General features: G+C 74.6%; 12 protein-coding genes. 5 read left to right on the top strand and 7 right to left on the bottom strand.

Going from position 1 to position 18,954, the window contains the following annotated elements:
- Positions 1 to 2 precede the first annotated feature (2 nt).
- The gene (locus tag LCN96_RS33395; RefSeq protein ID WP_225266408.1) at positions 3 to 1,004 is read left to right on the top strand and encodes a hypothetical protein; all 1,002 of its coding nucleotides are present in this window, start codon (positions 3 to 5) and stop codon (positions 1,002 to 1,004) included.
- Positions 1,005 to 1,009: 5 nt separating this feature from the next.
- Here the strand turns inward: LCN96_RS33395 and LCN96_RS33390 are convergent, their stop codons facing one another.
- From LCN96_RS33390 to LCN96_RS33365, 6 genes are all read right to left on the bottom strand, one after another.
- Positions 1,010 to 1,747, bottom strand: a complete 738-nt coding sequence (locus LCN96_RS33390; RefSeq protein WP_225266407.1) for an enoyl-CoA hydratase/isomerase family protein — start codon at positions 1,745 to 1,747, stop codon at positions 1,010 to 1,012.
- Positions 1,748 to 1,766: 19 nt separating this feature from the next.
- Positions 1,767 to 2,393 (bottom strand): response regulator, encoded by a 627-nt coding sequence (locus LCN96_RS33385; RefSeq protein ID WP_225266406.1) that lies wholly within the window; start codon positions 2,391 to 2,393, stop codon positions 1,767 to 1,769.
- A gap of 109 nt (positions 2,394 to 2,502) precedes the next feature.
- A complete protein-coding gene (locus tag LCN96_RS33380; protein WP_225266405.1) occupies positions 2,503 to 3,480 on the bottom strand; it encodes a sensor histidine kinase in 978 nt (325 codons plus the stop codon).
- Positions 3,481 to 4,671 (bottom strand): hypothetical protein, encoded by a 1,191-nt coding sequence (locus tag LCN96_RS33375; protein WP_225266404.1) that lies wholly within the window; start codon positions 4,669 to 4,671, stop codon positions 3,481 to 3,483. It abuts the gene before it with no gap.
- 93 nt (positions 4,672 to 4,764) lie between these two features.
- Positions 4,765 to 5,337, bottom strand: a complete 573-nt coding sequence (locus LCN96_RS33370; protein WP_225266403.1) for a dienelactone hydrolase family protein — start codon at positions 5,335 to 5,337, stop codon at positions 4,765 to 4,767.
- A 42-nt stretch (positions 5,338 to 5,379) separates the two neighbouring features.
- On the bottom strand, positions 5,380 to 8,841 hold the full coding sequence (locus LCN96_RS33365) for a serine/threonine-protein kinase (RefSeq protein ID WP_225266402.1): 3,462 nt from the start codon (positions 8,839 to 8,841) through the stop codon (positions 5,380 to 5,382).
- Positions 8,842 to 9,377: 536 nt separating this feature from the next.
- Here LCN96_RS33365 and LCN96_RS33360 point away from each other — a divergent pair.
- Positions 9,378 to 10,235, top strand: coding sequence for a siderophore-interacting protein (locus LCN96_RS33360; RefSeq protein ID WP_225266401.1), 858 nt, complete (start codon positions 9,378 to 9,380; stop codon positions 10,233 to 10,235).
- Positions 10,236 to 10,279: 44 nt separating this feature from the next.
- Here LCN96_RS33360 and LCN96_RS33355 read toward each other — a convergent pair whose 3' ends face one another.
- Positions 10,280 to 11,653, bottom strand: a complete 1,374-nt coding sequence (locus LCN96_RS33355) for a helix-turn-helix domain-containing protein (RefSeq protein WP_225266400.1) — start codon at positions 11,651 to 11,653, stop codon at positions 10,280 to 10,282.
- Between the two features lie 187 nt (positions 11,654 to 11,840).
- Here LCN96_RS33355 and LCN96_RS33350 point away from each other — a divergent pair, with 187 nt between their 5' ends.
- Genes LCN96_RS33350 through LCN96_RS33340 form a run of 3 tightly spaced genes read left to right on the top strand, consistent with a single transcriptional unit; the run spans position 11,841 to position 18,924 of the window.
- Positions 11,841 to 15,602: a WD40 repeat domain-containing protein gene (locus LCN96_RS33350; protein WP_225266399.1), complete on the top strand. Its 3,762-nt coding sequence runs from the start codon at positions 11,841 to 11,843 to the stop codon at positions 15,600 to 15,602.
- Positions 15,593 to 16,285: a hypothetical protein gene (locus LCN96_RS33345; RefSeq protein ID WP_225266398.1), complete on the top strand. Its 693-nt coding sequence runs from the start codon at positions 15,593 to 15,595 to the stop codon at positions 16,283 to 16,285. The genes LCN96_RS33350 and LCN96_RS33345 overlap by 10 nt, the downstream gene beginning before the upstream one ends.
- The gene (locus LCN96_RS33340; RefSeq protein WP_225266397.1) at positions 16,258 to 18,924 is read left to right on the top strand and encodes an NACHT domain-containing protein; all 2,667 of its coding nucleotides are present in this window, start codon (positions 16,258 to 16,260) and stop codon (positions 18,922 to 18,924) included. Before LCN96_RS33345 ends, LCN96_RS33340 begins: the two co-directional genes overlap by 28 nt.
- Positions 18,925 to 18,954 lie beyond the last annotated feature (30 nt).

Raw genomic sequence — 18,954 nt, 5'->3', positions numbered from 1 at the left:
GAATGCCCCCTACTTCTCGTTCGTCCCGCGCGGTGGCACTCGCCGCCGCCGCGCTCACCACGACCGCCATCGTTCAGCCGCCGCCCGCAGCCGCGGCGGAGCGCGTGCTGAGGGTCTACAGCAACAACATCGAGAATCTGGTACGCAACAACGCCGACGGCACCTGCACCCGGATCTCGGGCCCCGACCACCTGCGCTCGATCCTGGTCGACGACAACGGCGCCACCGGCACCTCCGGCGTGCAGGCCCCCGACCTGCTCATCGTGCAGCAGGTACGCGGCACCGGGCAGGCCGGCGCGTACGCCGACCAGCTCTCGGCCAAGTTCGGCTACCCGGCGGGCACGTTCGGGGCGATCGTGGCCTGGGACGACCCCGAGCCGTGGGGCGGCTCCCACCACTGCAGCCAGCAGGACCTCGGCGACCTGAAGAAGAAGCAGACCAACGCGATCCTCTACAACACCAGGACGCTCAGCCTCGCCGACACCGCCAAATACTGGAGCGCGGGCTGGCTGAAGCCGGGCACGGCCTACGACAGCGGGGCCGGATGCACGCTGTACAAGCCGCCGAGCAACGACGACGGCGCCGCGTACACGTACAAGTGGAAGCGGACCAGCGCCATCGCCGCGCGGTTCACGATCAGGGCGACGGGCACGTCCGTCTTCGCCGCCACCATGCACCTGCCCGAGCAGAACGGGGCGAACGCCTGCGCGGGCGCGGGCGACAGGGGCGTCGGCAACTCCGGCATCCGCCTCGGCGCCGACGCCACGAGCCTGATGAACGCCTCGGCGATCCGCGTGATCGGCGTGGACGCCAACCGCACCGGCATCGCCCCCGCCACGCTCAGCGGCTTCGGCATGACCGGCTACGGAGCCAAGGCGACCATGGGTCCCAGGAAGATCGACTACCTGTTCGTCAAGGGCGCCGTGCGGCCGTCGGCAGTCGACCACACGGTGAGCGGCACCAAGTCGAACCACCTGGCGCTCTACGGGTTCATCACGTACTGAGCCCGTCAGGCGCGGCGCAGCGAGGCGAGGTAGCCGCGCAGGGTCGCCATCGTGTGCTCGGAGCTCCACATCCTGACCACCTCGGGATCGTCGGCCGCCTGGAAGTCGCGGACCCGCTCGAGGGCGGGCGTGTGGAGCTGGCGCTTGGAGAAGGCGTACACCTCGGACGGCACCGCGCAGAGCCCCTCGGCGTGCCGCAGCGCCTCCGCGAGCAGCCGGTCGGGCTCGACGACCTCGTGCACCAGGCCGATCTCGACGGCCCGGCCGGCGGGCAGGCGGCCGGCCCCGAGCACCATCGTGTCCAGCGCCGGGCCGACGGCGTGCCGCATGATCTCCAGCGGGACCGTGGGGAACGGCACGCCCGCCGCCAGCTCGGTCAGGCCGATGGTGCCGCCCGACATCAGCCGCACGTCGCAGGCGGCGGCCAGCACGCAGCCGCCGGCCAGGGCGTGCCCGTTCACGGCCGCGACGACCGGCTTCGGATGGCCGAACAGGGCGAGCGCCGCCGAGCTGAGCGCCGGCAGGAACCGCTCCACGTACTCGGAGCCGCCGTCCACGATCCGCTTCAGGTCCACGCCCGCGGAGAAGGCCCGCCCGGCGCCGGTCAGCACGACGGCGCGGGCGCCGGCGACGCTCTCCAGCACCTCGGGAACGGCGGTCAGCAGCTCCAGGTCCAGGGTGTTCACCGGGCCGTTGGCCAGGGTGAGCACGGCGATGCCGCCGTGGTCGGCCGTCTCGATCATCTGGTGGTCCTCTCTCGCGTCAGGTCACCTGTCCGGTGCTCCAGGCCCAGGCGGCGATGCCGACCCGGTTGGCGGCGCCCACCTTGCGCTGGATGTGGCCGATGTGCGTCTTCACCGTGCCCAGGCTGATGGTCAGCTCGCCGGCGATCCGGGCGTTGGTGTGCCCGCGCGCCACCAGGCGGGCGATCTCCAGCTCGCGGGCGGTGAGCGGGTCGTCCAGCGGTGGTGGTGGCTTGCGGGTCAGGCCCTGGAGCAGGCGTACGGTCACCTGGGGACTGATCAGGGTGTCGCCCGCCATCGCCGCGCGCACCGCCTCCACCAGCAGGGCGGGGCCCGACCGTTTCAGCAGGAAGCCGCAGGCGCCCTCGCGCAGGGCGGTGTGGACGTACTCGTCCAGGTCGAACGTCGTCACGACGATCACGCGGGTCTCGGCCGCCAGCCGCCTGGTGACCTCCAGGCCGTCCAGGCCGGGCATGCGGATGTCGGCGAGGACCACGTCGGGGCGCAGGTGGCGGGCCAGCTGGACCGCGCGCGTGCCGTCGGCGGCCTCGCCGATCACGGTCATGTCGGGCTGGGCGTCGAGAATCAGCCGGAAGCCGATCCGCACGTCCTCCTGGTCGTCGGCGAGCAGGATCCGCGTCGTCATCGCACTCCCCGGGTCTCCGTCTTGCTGTGTGGAGCGTGCGCGAGTGGTGCCTTGCGTGGCGCCCGCGTGTGAGTCGCCTCGCGCGGCGCACGCGCGTCCTGGCGGGCCGTCATGCGGGGATCTCCGCGTCGAGCTGCCAGCCGCCACCATGCGGGCCCGCCGTCAGCCGCCCGCCGCGCGCCTCCAGCAGGTCGGCCAGGCCCGCGAGCCCGAACCCGCCGATCCTCGTGCTCGGCGAGCTGCCGCCACCGTCGTCCGCCACCCGCACCCGCAGCACACCACCCTCCTCACGGACCTCCACCACCACGGACGTGGCCCGTGGCGCGTGCCGGCGCACGTTCGTGAGCGCCTCGGTCACCACACGGTAGGCCAGGGACGACACCTCGTGCCGCGCCGCCAGCCCCGGCTCGACCGCCAGCTCCACCCGCACCCCCGGCGAGAACGCGTCGGCCAGCCGCGCCAGCCCCTCGATCCCCGGCCCCCGCTCGCCCAGCGCGTGCACCGTACGGTCGAGGGAGGCCAGCGCCCGCTGCCCCGCGTCCTCGATGCGGCGCAGGGCGTCGGCGACCGGCTCCGGCAGCGAGCCGGCCACCACCTGGGCGGCCTGGGCCTGCACCAGCATGCCGTTGACGTCGTGGGCGACGAAGTCGTGCAGGTCGCGGGCCAGCCCGAGCCGCTGCGCCCGGGTGGCCTCCGCGATGGCCCGCCGGCGGTTGTCGTCCAATCTGCGCAGGTAGAGGCCCACCCCGGTGGCCGCCACCGCGCCGAGCGCCCAGGCGGCGCACGCGCCCAGCACCAGCGGCGGCGGGCCCTGCCACACGGCGCGCAGCAGGATGAGCGCCACCGCCGAGCCGGTCAGCGCCGCGCAGCAGGCTGCCTGGCGGGCGGGGGAGCGCCGGACGGTGAGGACGGTGAGCACCAGGAGCACCGACACCTCCACCACCAGCGCCGCCGCGTTGACGCCCGCCCACCCGGCCAGCGGATGCGCCAGCGTGACCGCGAGCGACAGCGCCCCGGCGACCCCCGCCACCCCGGCCACCGTGACCCTCGCCTCGCCGTACCGCTTCACGACCGCGAGCCTAGCCACCTACGGCTGCTCACCATGCACGGCCACCGGCCGCGCCTCCTGGGGCTCGCCGGGGGCGTTCACCGGCCGCACCTCCTGCGGCTCCTCGGGTGCTTCCACCAGCCGCGCCTCCTGAGGTCCGCTGTGCGCGTCCGCCGGCCCGCCGCGTCCGCAAGACCGGCACGCCCCTCGCCGGCGCAGGTGGTAGGCGAGGGTCGCGACGGCCAGCGCCACCCCCCACACCGGCCACACCAGCGACGGCGCCCAAGTGGCCCACATGTCCCATGCGTAGTCGTGCACCATGCGCAGCCGCCAGAACGTCAGCCCTCCCGACAGCACGATCACCGACACGATGGAGGCGGGCACGACCGCCAGCATCGGCGGCACCGGCCGGCCAGCCCTGAACCAGATCCACCGCGGATAGACCTCACCCCAGCGCTGCACGAGCCCGAGCGTGAGGATCGCCCCGCCCAGCCCCATCAGGCTGAGGAACAGCCCGGCCCAGCGCAGCCCCGACTCGTCCAGCCACCGCCAGAACTCCTCGGTGATCCCCAGCGGGATGCCCGCCGCCCAGGCGAAGCGGCTGGCGTCGTAGACGGCGGGGATGGCCGCCGCGACCACCACCGCCCACAGCCCCCAGCGCCGCGCCGCCGCCGGGGTGGCCCAGCGTGCCGTACGGTGCCCGCCCCGCCCGCAGGCCACGCACCTACCGGCCGTCCGCCGCTGGTAGGCCAGCGCCGCCAGCGCCCACAGCAGCCCGCCCGCCAGCACGATGAACAGGTTGACCCGCGACCACGGCACCAGCTCGGCCATCGGCTGCCCGCCCGGCACGCCGGTGAAGACGAACACCGCCAGCAGCGGCGCGTACGCCACCAGCATCAGCACCCGGTTGTCGGGCACGACCACGGTCAGCCCGGCCGCCGCCACCCAGGCGAACCCGAGCAGCAACGGTCGGCCCCGCCGCACCCCGCGCGCGATCGCCAGCCCGGCGACCGACCCCAGCGCGCCCAGCACCGCGATCAGCGGCGCCGCCACCTCGGGGGTCGCCGCCCCGAGCACCGACAGGCCGGGCTCCCAGTCGGGATCGGTCCTGCCGAACGGGAACCCGCTTCCGCCGAGCGCCCAGAACAGCCCCAGCACCCCGTAACCCAGCGACCACGCGGCCGCCGCGTACCCGGCCCACCGGGGCCAGCTCGCCATGAATTTCCGCATGACCCCAGCCTCAGGCCGGGCGGGCGCCGCGCCCATCCGCCGTTCGGCGGATCCCGCCCCCTGCGGGCCGCCGCACCTCCGCCGAAGGGCGGATCACAGGTCGGCGAGGAAGTCCAGCGCGATCGCCCAGGCGCGCTCGGCCGCCTCGGCGTTGTAGTCGGGCAGGTCAGGATCGGTGAACAGGTGCCCCACGCCGGGGTAGCGGAAGACCTCCACGTCGGCCCTGGCCCTGCGCATGCCGAGGTACCAGGTGTTCAGCCAGTCGACCGGCTCGTGGGTGTCGGGGTCGGCGACGTGCAGCTGGACGGGCAGGTCGTCGGCCGAGACCCCCTCGGCCATGTCGGAGGTGCCGTGCATGAGCAGCAGGCCGAGGGAACGCTCGTCGCCCAGGGCGAGGTTCTGCGCGATCGCCGCGCCGAGCGAGAAGCCCGCGTAGACCAGGCGCTCGTCGGACAGCGGGGCCGCGGCGGCCACGGCCCGCTTCAGCAGCTCGTCGCGGCCGATCTCCTCCTTGATCGCGAGCCCCTCCTCGGCGGTGTCCACGACCCGGCCGTCGTACAGGTCGGGGACGTGCACCCCGTGACCGGCCGCCCGCAACCGGTCGGCTGCCTGGTGGACGGCGGGCCGGAGACCGTACATCGAGTGCAAGAGGAGAACGCGTGCCATGCGCGCAGCTTAGCCACTGGGCAAGCCGCACGACGTCGCGGCTTACCGGTGCGGGCACGGGTCGCGGTAGGGGACGCCGCCCAGGTACCGGGACCATTCCTGCCGCGACAGCGTGCGGCCGGCTCGCTCGCACACCTGCGCCGCCACCGCGTCGCCCTCGACCGGGATCGTGGTGACGGTCCGGTAGTTGCGCACGCCGGCCTGCAGCACGCTGTCGTCGGCGCTGAAGCGCAGCTCGTCGCCGAACCCGATCGGGACGGCGGCCAGCTCCTGCCGGGTGGCCACGTCCCAGACGTGTACGAAGTACTCCTCCTGCCGCGTGCTGCTGACCGCGGCGACCAGCGTGCCGTCGTGGCTGAAGGCGATGTCGGAGATGCTGACGGCACCCGCCGGGCGCAGCGCGGGCGGCAGCTCGACGCCCTCGGCGTGGTCCCAGAGCTGCACCGCGGTGAAGCCGAAGGCGACCAGCGGCCTGGTGCGGGCGGCCGCGATGGCGCCGATCTCCCCGCTGCTGAAGCCGGCCCCCGTCAGCCGCCCGGTGTCCAGGTCGAGCATCCTGCCGACGCTGGTCACCACGGCCTTGCCCGTGTGCACGGCGGCGAGGTCGCCGGTGGCGGTGTCGAGCCGGTGCCGCTCGAGCACCTTGCCTCCGGCGGCGTCGAGCACGAGCAGCTCGTTGCGCGCGTCCCGCTGGCTGTTCTCGGCGAGCGAGAGCACCAGCCTGCCGCCGTCCGGGGTGAACGTCATGGCCACGATGTCCTGCATGGGCGGGACCGGCCAGGTCCACAGCGCCCGCCCGGTGGCCACGTCCCACGCGTGCAGGGTCCTGGTGTCCTTCACGCCCACCAGCCGTCTGGCCTGGGGGTCGAGCTGAACGCCGGCCGCCTCCTGCGAGCCGGGCAGGGGCGGGCCCAGCTTGCTGCCGTCCCAGGTGCGCAGGAAGTCGTCCGGCCTGGCGGCGATCATCGCGGGGCCGTCGCCGAGGCTGATCACCCTGGCACGGCCGGGGAGCGTGTCGGTCAGGCCGCGCGAGCCGGCGTCGAGCGTGACGACCGAGGTGCCGAGCAGGTAGCGCACGGTGCCCGCGCCGTCGATCCACGCGTGCTCGGGCTCGCCCTCGGCGTGGTAGGTGAACAGCTCGTCGCCGCTTTCGGCGGCCCACAGCCTGATCGTGTTCTGGTACAGGCCGAGCAGCCGGGTCCCGTCCGCCGACACCCACAGGCGGGCGCCGTGGTCGAGGGCGTTCCAGAACGGCTCGTCCGCGTCGGCGATCCGGCGGCCGGTACGCGTGTCCCAGGCCTGGATGCTGCCGTTCGCGCAGTACATGCGGGTGCTGTCCGGGGAGAAGGCGATCGCGTGGCACTGCTTCGGCGACCACGGCAGCACGGACAGATCGGACAGGCGGATCACCCGCATCCCGTCGTTGAGCCCCATGCCCGCGATGAACGCGCCGGAGGACGAGATGACGGGAAGCGGCCCGGCCTCCATGCGCGGCCGGTGGGTGCGGCCGGTCCTGACGTTCCAGACCAGCTCGACCGAGCCCATCCGCGTCACGCTCACGAGGTCCTCGTTGTCGCCGAAGGCCAGGTCAGGCGACGTGCCCGCGCCCACCGCCCGCTCGCGCAGCTTCCTGCCCGTCATCGTGTCCCAGGCGGACATGGTGAGCCCGTTCAGCACGACCAGCGTCGCGCCGCCGGGGCTGAGCGCCGCCCTGATCGGCAGCGCGGCGAACCCGCGCGGCCACGCCCAGTACGCGCGCTGCCGCCCGCCCGGCACGTCGTGGACGCGCACGCCGTCCTCACCGGCCACGGCCCTGATCCGGCCCGAGGCGGCCGTCGCCGCCGCCGACACGCCCTTGACGGCCGGATCGCGGAAGGCCGCACGCTCCGGCATGGTCAGCGAGCCCATCAGGCTCCGCCTGGTGTCGGGTCCGGGCGCGAGCCGCCACCCGGTCACGCTGAGCAGCCTCGCCACGGTCGGGTCGGTGGTGCGCAACCGGTCCGCCTCGGCCGCGATCTGGCGGCCCACGGCCTGGTCGCGCTGCAGGGCGACGGCCCTGCTCTGCTCGGCGGCCCGCTCGGCCTGCACGAAGGCCGCGCCCGCCGCCACCACCGTGACCACCAGCAGCCCGGCCAGCGCCGCCGTGATCGTGCGGCGGCGCGTGGCGCGTCTGCGGGTCAGCGCGGTGGCCGCGTGCAGGAAGGAACGCTCGGCGCTGGTCAGCCGCACGTGCGTGCGCCCGGCCGCCGCCCAGGTGAGCACCCGTTCCAGGCGGCTGCCCTGCAGCAGGTCACCGTCCTTGCGGCCGTGCTCGACCCAGTGGCGGGTGGCGGCCGAGAGCTGGGCGAGCGTGGCCAGCCCCTCCCGGTCGGCGTCCACCCACAGGCGCAGGCGCAGCCACGCCCGCAGCAGCGCGGGACGCGAGAGCGCGACCGCGCCGTCGCGCTGGGTCAGCAGGTAGGCGAAGCGTTCCAGGATGCGCTCGATCTCGGGCCTGCCGTCGGCCAGCTCGTCGAGCGTCGCCCAGCGGATCGTCTCGTGGCCGTCCTCGGTGACCGTCACCAGGCGCAGGAACACCTCGGCCGCCAGGTCGCGCTCCTCGGGCGCGAGGGAGGCGTAGACGTCCTCGGCGATGGCGCCCAGCTCGGGGTCGGCCGTCTGCGGCACGTACATGCCGGCGGCCGAGCGGCTGCCCGCCGCCAGCAGCCTGCCCATGTCGGAGCCGTCGCCCGCCACCAGCGCCAGCAGCAGGTCGCGCGCGGCCGGGCGGGCGGCGGGGTCCTTGTCCAGCGCCGCCCGGACGAGCGTGGCCAGCCGGTCCGGCAGCGCGCTCAGGTCGGGCTGCGCCGTCAGCACCCGGTGCACGACGGCGCCCAGATGGTCCGCGCGGAACGGGTCCTCGCCGGTCGCCGCGAACACCACCACCGCGCCCCAGGCGAACACGTCCGCCGCGGTGCCCGCCCGCTGCCCGGTGAACACCTCGGGCGCCATGTAGCTGGGCGTCCCCGCCATCTCGCCGGTGCCGGTCAGCGACATGTCCGCGGTGCGCGCGATGCCGAAGTCGATCACGCGCGGCCCGTCCGGGCCGAGCAGCACGTTGTCGGGCTTGAGGTCGCGGTGGATCACGCCGGCGTCGTGGATGGCGGTCAGCGCCGTCGCCACGGCGGTCGCGAGCCGGTGCAGGTCGTCACCGGCGAACCTGCGCCCGTCCTGTACGGCCCGGCGCAGGCTCCGCCCCGGCACGAACTCGCTGACGATGTACGGCCTGTCCCCGCCGAGCTCGACGTCCAGCACCCTGGTCGTGCAGAACGACGCCACCCGGCGGGCCGCCTCCGCCTCCTTGGCGAAGCGGTCGCGCGCCTCGGCGTGCAGCACCTTGACGGCCACCCTGGTCCCCGCCGCGTCGTAGGCCTCGTAGACGACGCCCTGGCCGCCCGAGCCCAGCCGCCCGGCCAGCCAGTACGCTCCGATCCGAGGCGGGTCCCCCGCCAGCAATGGCTCCACGGCGGGTTAGACGCCGGGTGGCCGGGCGAAGTTGCCGGGAACGGCGTCGGTGCCAGGTCTCCAGGTTCCCGCGGATTTGCGGCGTCAGGCTCGACGCGTCGTTGAGGCGCTCGTACCGTTCGCGGGTGAGCGGGGTCTGGCGCGGGTGAGGGCGTACCCGCCCGCCAGCGCCGCCATCGTCGCAGTGGCCGCCGCTGCCAGCGCGAAGCCCCCGTGCGCGCCGAACGCGTCCACCACCTGCCCGGCGCCCGCCGCCGCGACGGCCGTGCCCGCCGCGCTAGGTCCGGCGCCCCGTCGGGCCCGGCTCGCCCGCCCCGTCGGTATGAGCACCACTCCGCTGGGCGAGGCACGTTCCCTCACCCCCACTCGCCGTCGCGCAGAACGCCGCTTCGAGCCCGACCTCGCCGCGATAACGCCCCCTCGACGGGCTGCGGGACCAGGCCTACCACATCTGCCGCCAGCTTGGCCTTCTGCCATGGCACATGGCGGTCAAGAAGCTAAGTTAGGCTTACCTAATCTAGCGAGGAGGAGTCCCCATGGCGACGGAACCGGCCCGGCGTGCCCCTCGGTGCACCACCAGTGTGGTGCTGCGCACCGAACAGCTGACCCCGCACATGATCCGCGTGGTGCTCGGTGGCGAAGGGCTCGACGCGTTCAGCGCGGGAGAGTTCACCGACCATTACGTGAAGCTGCTGTTCCCGGTGCCGGGGGTGACGTACCCGGAGCCGTTCGACATGGGGGTGATCCGCGCGGAGCTGCCCCGCGAGCAGTGGCCCGTGACGCGGACCTACACCGTCCGCTCCTGGGACCCGCAGGCGCGGGAGCTCACCATCGACTTCGTCTGCCACGGCGCGCAGGGCCTCGCGGGCCCGTGGGCGATGCAGGCCGAGCCGGGTGACGTGGTGCGCTTCCTTGGCCCCGGCGGCGCCTACGCGCCCAGCGCAGAGGCCGACTGGCACCTGCTCGCCGGCGACGAGAGCGCCCTGCCGGCCATCGGCGCGGCACTGGAGCGGGTGCCCGCGGGAGCGCCCGCCAAGGTCTTCGTCGAGGTCGAGGACCCGGCCGAGGAGCAGGAGCTGCCGACGGCCTGCGCAGCCGAGATCGTGTGGCTGCACCGCCGGGGCGGCCAGGTCGGCGAGGCGCTGGTGCGGGCGGTGCGGGAGGCCAAGTTCCTCGACGGGACGGTGCACGCCTTCGTCCACGGCGAGGCGACGTTCGTCAAGGAGTTGCGGCGCTACCTGCGCGTGGAGCGGGGGGTGCCGCTGGAGCAGCTGTCCATCTCCGGCTATTGGCGGTTGGGGCGGGACGAGGACGGCTGGCAGTCCTCCAAGCGGGAGTGGAACCAGCGGATCGAGGAGGAAGAGGCGAAGATCCTGAGCGACTCGCCCGCGTGATGAGCCGGTGACCGTCCTGCCGCACTCCTCCGGCGGCCGGGCGGTCACCTCCCGCCTGCCGCCGCCGTCCGGGCGGCATGGTCGCGTACCAGCTCGTGCAGCCGGTAGCGGCCGGGGGCGGACTCCCGCAGGAGGTGCACGTCCAGCAGCCCCTCCAGCAGCCGGCCCGCATGAGGGACGGTCGTCCCCAGCAGGACGGCGGCCTCGCCGACGCCGAAGTCCGCACCCGCACCCGCACCCGCACCCGCACCCGCACCCGCGCCTGCGCCCGCGTCCGTGCCGAGCAGCCGGTACGCCCGCCGCTGATCACCAGACAGCCTCTCGTAGGACAGGTCCAGTGCGGCGGCCACGTCGTGACGTCCGGCCCTCAGCTCGCCCAGCCGGCCATCGCCCGCCAGCAGCTCCACCAGGTACCCCACGCCCCAGGTGGCATGTGCCCGCAACCGCGCGGCGGCCACGCGAACGGCCAGCGGAAGCAGCCCGCACCGCACCACGACCTCCCGCAGCACACCCTCCGGCACGCCCGCCACCCGCCCAGCACCCGCCGCGCGCACGAACAACGCCACCGCCTCCACCACCGGCAGGACATCCAGCGACAGGCTTTCCCCGAGGCAACTCAACCGCCGCCGGCTGGTCACGATCACCCGGCAGCCGGTGCCGGCGGGCAGCAGCGGATGGACCTGGTGGTCGCCGGCGGCGTCGTCCAGCACGACCAGCATCCTGCGCTCGGCCAGCACGCTCCGGTACAGCGCGGCACGGTCGTCGAGGTGCCCGGGGATCCGCTCGTCGGGCACGCCGAGCGCGCGCAGCATGCGGGCCAGCGCCTCGCCCGGCTCGACCGGGGCCGCGCCGGGGGAGTGGCCGCGCAGGTCCACGAAGAGCTGCCCGTCGGGGAAGCGGGGTGCGAGCCGGTGCGCGGCATGCACCGCCAGCGCCGTCTTACCGACCCCCGCCATGCCGTCCACCGTCACCGCACCGCCGCAAACCTCAACCGCACGTGCGCTGCCGCCCACCGTAGCCGCGCCCGCGCCGCCGTCCTCCAGAAAGGCCAGCTCGCGCTCCCGTCCCACCAACGCCGGGACGTCGGCGGGCAACTGCCGGGGGACGATCACCGCCGCACGTGGCGGGCCGCCCGGGACGGGGAGCGTCGCGCCGCGCGCCACGGCGGCCAGCAGCGCCCGCTCCTCGCCGTCCAGCTCCAGCGCCTGCGCCAGCAGCAGGACCGACGTGGTACGAGGTTGCCAGAGCCCACCGCTCTCCAGCCGCCGCACGGTCCGGACGTTCAGCCCCGCCCGCTCGGCGAGCTGCTCCTGCGTGAGCAACGCTCGCTTGCGCCACCCCCGGAGCAGCGCCCCCGACGAAGGCGCGGCGGCTGCGCTCCGCCCGGAGTCGAGCAGAGCGGATCGTGCTGAGTGCAAGGTGTTCCCCCGATGGTCCAGTGAAGGGCCGCCGGCCCGCCCCCGCGAAGCCGGGCCCTCTCGGCCGATTGACAGCAGGTCCATCGAAACCGCGTTCGCGCCGTTCAAGCCACTGATGGGACGACATTGGACGAAATCGGACGGTACTCGTTTGATGGGGAAAGCCGCGTTTGTCAGAATGACCGCCATGGGCGAGCGGGGGGATCATCCGGACGAGCTGTGCCCTTACCAAGGTCTCGCGCCGTTCGAGGCAGGCATGTCCGAGCTGTTCTTCGGCCGCGCGCACGCCACCCGGAACCTCCTCGAACGCCTGGGCAAGCGCCTGGCCGGGCATGGCACGATCCTGCTGGTCTCCGGGGCTTCGGGCGTCGGCAAGTCGTCGCTGTTACGGGCGGGGCTGATCCCGGAGGCGGCGCGGGGCGAGCTGCCGGGAGCACAGCGGTGGCGGTGCCTGCTCACCACGCCCACCGCACAGCCGTTCCGCGCGCTCGCACACGCGTCCGGCCGGGACGAATACGCGTCCGGCCGGGACGAATACGCGTCCAGCCGGGACGAATGCGCGTCCGATCGGGACAGGGGCGCGGTGGCCGAGCGGTTACGGAACGATCCGGAACGGGCCATGGCCGCGACGCTCAGGCCCGGCGAACGGCTGCTCCTGGTGGTGGACCAGTTCGAGGAGCTGTTCACGCTGGTGACCGACGAGCGGGAGCGGCAGGCGTTCGTGGCGGCCCTGCACGCGCTGGCCGACGGCCCGGACGGCGCCGCGGTGGTGATCGGGGTGCGCGCCGACTACTGGGACCGCTGCGCCGCCTACCCGCAGTTCGCCGAGGCCATCCAGGACGGGCAGGCCATCGTCGAGCCGATGACGGAGTCGGACCTGCGGCTGGCCATCACCGGGCCCGCCACCGCGGCGGGGCTGACGATCGAGCCGGGCCTGGTGGAGCTCATCCTGGACGAGCTGCGCGCCGGCCGGGCCGCCGGCGACCGTTACGAGGCCGGTGCCCTGCCCCTGCTCTCCCAGGCGTTGCGCAACACGTGGGAGAGACGTGCGGGCCGCATGCTCACCATCCGCGGGTACGAGGAGTCCGGCCGGGTCCGCGACTCCGTACGGCGCACGGCCGACGAGGTCCTCGACCGGTTGTCGCCCGAGGATCGCAGGAGCGCGCTGCGCATCTTCCGCCGGCTGACCCTGATCACGGCGGGCGGCCAGGTGGCCCGGCGCCGCGCCCGCCTGGCCGAGATCCACGCCGCCGCTTCCGCCCAGCGGCGCACACAGCCGGAGACTCCAGCCGCCTCGCCCCAGCCCTGGCAGCAGCCGGAGACTCAAGCCTCGCCCCAGCGGCACGAGCAACCGGAGGCCCGAGCCGCCTCCGCTCGGCCCCGCGAGCACCCGGAAACCCAAGCCACCCCCGCCCGGCCGCCGGCCCGAGCCGCCACAACACAGCCGCGTGATCAGATGGCGGACCTGCTCTCCGCATTCGCCGACCGACGCCTGCTGACCCTGCACGAAGACACCGTCGAGATCGCCCACGACGCCCTGCTGACCGCCTGGCCCACCCTACGCCAATGGCTGGAACCGGACCTGGCCGCCCAATCCGTCTACGACCGCCTCCTGGAAGCCGCCACCCAATGGTCCGACCACCACCGCGACCAGGCCTTCCTCTACCGAGGCGCCCGCCTGCTGGCCGTCCAGGACAGCCGCCCCCGCTGGGACCGCGACCCCGACAGCTTCCCGCCCCCGGGCCCCGTCGTCGAGGCCTTCCTGGCCGCCTCCACGAGCGAGGCCAGGCGAGCGGGCCGCCGCCGCAGGCTCGCCGTGAGCGGCCTCGCGCTGCTGGCGGTGCTCGCCCTGGCCGCCGCCGCCACCGCCGTCAACGCCGCCGGTGAGGCCGACCGGCAACGCAGGCTGGCGATCTCCCGCCAGCTCGCCGCGCAGAGCGAGGTGACGGGCGACGTGCCGCTGTCCTCGTTGCTCGCCGTGGCGGCCTGGAAGATCGCGGGCACGGACGAGGCCCGCAACCGGGTGCTGTCCGCCGCCACCCGCACGGGGCGGGGCAACCTCACCGGGCACACCAGGGGCGTCATGTCCCTGGCGTTCAGCGCCGACGGCTCGATCGTGGCGACGGGCAGCGACGACGGGACGGCCCGGCTCTGGGACACGGCGACGCGGCGGCAGCTCGGCGCCCCGATCACCCGCGCGAGGTTCGACTGCTCCAGCGTGCAACTGGCGCTGAGCCCCGACGGCCGGACGCTGGCCACCGCGTGCCTCAGCACCGTCCGCTTCTACGACGTGGCCACCCGCCGCGAGGTGGGCTCCCCGCTGGAGCACGAGGAGGTCGTCTCGGCGCTGGCGTACAGCCCCGACGGCAGGACGGTCGTGACCGGCGACTTCAGGGGCGTCACCCGGCAGTGGGACGCGGCCACGCACCGCCCCCACGGACCTCCCATGGGCCGTCCCGACCACGGGCGGGACCTGGCGAGCATCGTCCGCAGGATGGCGTTCACCCGGGACGGCCGGACCCTGGCCGTGGCGAGCGGCAAGTCCGTGCGGCTGTGGGACCCCGCCACGTCCCGGCCGCGCGGCGCCCCGATCGCCGCGCAGCGCGAGACCGTCCTGGACTTCGCCCTCAGCCCCGACGGCGGCACGCTCGCGACCGTGAGCTTCGACAACGCCGCGCGCCTGTGGAGCATGCGATCGGGCAAGCAGACGGGCGTCATCAGGGACAGGAACACCGGCTTCAACGCGATCGTCTTCAGCCCCGACGGCACCCGCCTCGCCACCGGTGGCCGCAGCGGACGCACCGTCCTGTGGGACACGGCCAGCCGCCGGCAACTGGTCGCCCTCGCCGACAACGTCATGGGCGTCGAGCGGGTCGCGTTCAGCCCGGACGGCAAGCTGCTGGCCGCCGCCAGTGACGACGGCGTGGTGCGGCTCGCCGACCCGCAGGTCCACCTGCAGATCGGCCGGCCGGTGCCCGCCGAGTCGGCCGTCGCGCTGAGCCCCGACGGCCGTGTCCTGGCCACCGGCATCGCCGGCCGCCCCGGCATCCAGCTCTGGGACGTGGCCACCCAGCGGCCCCTCGGCCCCCCGCTGAGCCCCGAGGGCGCCCGCCGCGCCGTCGCCATGATCGACTTCACCGCCGACGGCCGCACGCTCGTGTCCTCCAGCCTGGACGGGCTGTGGCTCTGGGACGTCGCCACCCGCCGCGAGCTCGCGCACGACGCCACGCTGTCGGGGGTGAACGCGCTCAGCCCCGACGGCAGGTTCGTCGCCGTCCAGCACGAGCAGGGCATCGTGTTCTGGGACGTGGCGACCCGCCGCCGCTTCGGCCCGCACATCCGGGCCGGCGACCACACCGGCGTCATCACCGGGATGGCGATCAGCCCCGACGGAAGGCTGGTGGCCAGCGCGGGCTTCGACTCGCGGCTGCGGATCTTCGAGGTGGCCACCGGCCGCGAGCTGGGCGGCAACCCGCCCGCGGTCGCCGCAGGGCTCGTCAACGACCTGGCCTTCAGCCCCGACGGGCGGACGCTGGCGTACACGGCGGCCGACGCCGCCGTACGGTTGTGGGACGTGCCGCGCCGCCGCCCGGCGGGCATCGCCCTGATCGCCGAGGACGACACGCCCGCCGCGCTCGCCTTCAGCCCGGACGGCGAGATCCTCGCCACCGGCACCTCGCGCGGCGACGTGCTGCTGTGGGACCTGCGCACCCACCGGCCGCTCGGCACCCCGATGACGGGCCACACGAGCGGCGTGACCGCGCTCGCCTACCAGCGGGACGGGACGGCCGTCGCCACGGTCGCCGGCGACGGCACCGCCCGCCTGTGGAACGCCGGCAAGCCCGCCGACCTGGTGGGCGCCGCCTGCGCCAACGCGGGCCGCTCCCTGACCCGCGAGGAATGGCGGAGCCTCGTCCCGCAGGAGGAGTACCGCCCGACGTGTCCGTGATCCTCGACCGCACCACGGAGGCAGCCAGCATGTTCCTGCGAGGTCTGCGCCGCCGGACGGGCAGGCCGGTCCCGGAGCTGGTCACCCTGTTCCGCTCGATCGTGGACGGTGGCCGCGACTTCCACCCGATCGCCTCCGACTTCCTCGAGCACTTCATGGACGGTGCCGGCGCGTCCCGGACGATGTCGCTGCGGTGGCTGCGCTCGTTCAAGGTGATCAGGAAGGCCGAGCACAAGAACCAGCGCCGCTTCGAGCGCCAGCTCGTACGGCGGGCGGCGACCCTGGACGAGCACGGCTCGGCCTGGCTGCACGACCACTGGGACGCGCGGATCAACGCGTTCATCGGCACCGAGCTGTTCTACGTGAGCCGGATGAGCCTGCTGCGCTCGCAGGGCTCGTTCGTGCTGACCAGGGACGGGCGGGAGGTGCGGGTGTCCGGCACGGTACGGCACCGCTGGTTCGACCCCTACGACTGGGATCGCGGGCGGTGGGTCTACATTCCCAGGCACGGTTTCGTGCCCATCGCGGTCGGCAGGGAGCTGGTGGAGGCCGACGAGGCACGCAACTTCCTGATGGAGTCCCGCCACGTGCAGACGCTGCAGGGCGTGTGCGTCGAGGGGCGGCGCCGGCCCAGGCGTTGGCGGGGGAGGTTCACGTGGGCGCTGGTCAGGACGGGGCGGTGACGGGCGCGGATCGTCCCCGGCCGCCCGATCCCGGCGCGGCCGGCAGCGTGGCCGACTTCGTCGAGGCGCTGGCCCGGCTCAGGCGGTGGGCGGGGGAGCCGTCCCTGAGCAGGCTGCGCTCGCTCGGCGGCCAGGTGGCCGCCTCGGACGGCTCCCTGGTGGACGCGCTGCCGAAGAGTACGACCTCGCACGTGTTGCGGCAGCACGATCGGCTGCCGCGGTGGGAGTTCGTCAGGGCGTTCGTGACGGCCTGCCTCCGGTCCTGCGAGTATCCGGAGGAGTCGATCGCGGGGGAGCTGGAACGCTGGCGGGCGGCCAGGGCGGCCCTGACAGCGCCGGACACGAGCGACGCAACGGCACCGGCGCCGCCTCACGCTGAGGCGGCAGCGTCCGCGTCGCTCCAAGCGGAGGCGTCCGCGTCGCTCCAAGCGGAGGCGCCCGCGTCGCATCAAGCGCAGGCGCCCGCGCGGCCTTGGCCCGGCCCCACGGCGGAGGGAACCGGCCGTCGCGACCCGGACCCCGCGATCGAGCTGCTCGTCCGGCGCGTGGTGCGCGAGGAGGACCGCGCGCGCAAGGGCTTGCTCGGCGGCTACGACATCGCGCCCGTGTCCTTCGGCCCGCAACCGGGCCCTGCCCCCGACCGGGACTCCGGCCCCGGACCGGACGACCTTCAGGCGATCGGCCGCTTCTTCGACGCCCTGCATCCCCAGCGCCTGCTGGTCGTGGGCGAGTCGGGAGCGGGCAAGACGGTTCTCGCCATCGAGCTGGTCCTCCAGCTCCTGGAAGACCGGCAGCCCCCCGACGAGCCACGCATGGTGCCCGTCCGCCTCAACGCGGCCCGATGGACCCTGGGCAGGCCGTTCGAACCCTGGCTCGCCGAGCAGCTCACCCAGGACTTCGGTCTCGCCTCCGAGGACGCACGGCGCCTGGTCCGCGACCGCCGTGTCCTCCCGGTGATGGACGGCCTGGACGAGCTGGACCCCGAGCCGAGACCGGGCGGCACCCCCCGCCGCGCGATCGGCCTCCTCCAGGAGCTGAACCGCTACAGCGACCTGTCCGGACGCCGGCCGGGCGCCGCGGTGGTGACCTGCCGGGCCGACCGCCACGCCGAGCTGCGCCAGGCCGGTGCCGGCCTCGACAACGCCGCCCTGATCCACCTCCACGACCTGACCGTCGACCAGATCGCCGCCTACCTCGGCGACCGCTGGCCGGACGGCCACCCCCGCGCCCGCCACCGCGACACCGTCCGCGCGGCACTGTCGGGGCCGGCGGGCAAGGCCGTCCACACCGCGCTGGCCACACCATGGCGGCTGCTGCTGACCGTGACCGCCGTGGAGTCCGGCGCCGACCCGGCCGAGCTGCTGCGCGCGGACCCGGCCGCCGACCCCCACGACGGGGCGGACCGGATCGCCCGCCGGCTGCTGGAGGCCTACGTCCCGGCTGCGACCCGCCTCACGCCGCGCGCCGCGCACGGCACCCCGTACCGGCCGGAACAGGTGCGCTCCTGGCTCGTGCACCTGGCGGACCACCTGCGCTGGCAGGCCGCCCGCACCACCGAGGAGGAGCGGCCGCCGCCCGGCCTGACGGCGATCGACCTCGTCCCGCACCTGCTGTGGCCGGTCGGCGGCCGGCGCCTGGTGCGGGTGCTGCACGGCGGGTGCTGCGTGCTCCTCGCGATCACCGCCATGCTGGCCTTCTGGACGGGCTCCGCCATCGACGACCTCGGCGACCTGCACCGGGAGCCCGGCCCGGAGCAGACGCTGACACTGGCGCTCATGGCGTCCTGGGTGGGCATCGCGGCCGGCCTGTCGTTGTCGTCGTGGCCGGCCGCGGCGGGCGGGCGCACCAACGTCCCCGCCCGGCGACGCCTGACGGGCGCCCTGCTCGGTGCCCTGGCGGGCGTGCCCGTGGGGGTGCTCGGCGGCCTGTCCGGGCTCGCCATGACCGAGGGCAGGATCTTCGGGCCGGGGTTCGCCGTCGTCGCGGGCGGCACGGGCGGGCTGACGCTCGGCGCGGTCATCGGGCTGACCGCCGCCGGCCGGATCGGGGCCGAGCGCATGACCGCCTCCGAGGCGATCCGCGCCGAACCCGTCACGCTCCTCGGCTTCGGGCTCTGCGGCGCGCTCACGGGGCTGGCGCCGCTGCGGCTGGCCCACGCCGGCCCCGTGGCGCTCGTCGCGGGGCTGAGCGCCGCGTTCGTCCTGGCCGTCGCGCTCGGGGTGGCTTTCAAGATCGCCACCGGCGGGTGGAGCATGGACGCCGAGCTGGCCCATCCGCGCGAGGCCCTGCACCGCAACCCGACGATCGGGCTGGCCTTCGGGCTCACCGGCGGTGTCGCCGCGTTCCTGGTGTTCGTCATGAACCAGGACGTGCCGGTGTCGCTGGCGTGCGCGCTCATCGGCGGCGTCACCTTCGGCCTGGCCTTCGGGGCCGTCGCCTGGACCCGCACCATGATCGGGCTGGCCGTCGCCGCCACGCGCGGGCTGCTGCCGCTGCGGCTGTGGACGTTCCTCGACTGGGCGTGCGAGGCGCGGCTGCTGCGCGTCAGCGGAGCCACGTACCAGTTCCGGCACCGCGAGCTGCAGGACTTCCTGACCTCCGCACCACCGCTGGGCCCGTCGCCGCGCGACGGCGCGTGACGCAGGGACGTCCTGCCGCCGGTCGTGTTC

Source organism: Nonomuraea gerenzanensis (genome assembly GCF_020215645.1).
In the GTDB taxonomy this organism is placed as follows: Bacteria; Actinomycetota; Actinomycetes; order Streptosporangiales; family Streptosporangiaceae; genus Nonomuraea; species Nonomuraea gerenzanensis.
This window is presented reverse-complemented; position numbering and strand designations above follow the sequence as displayed.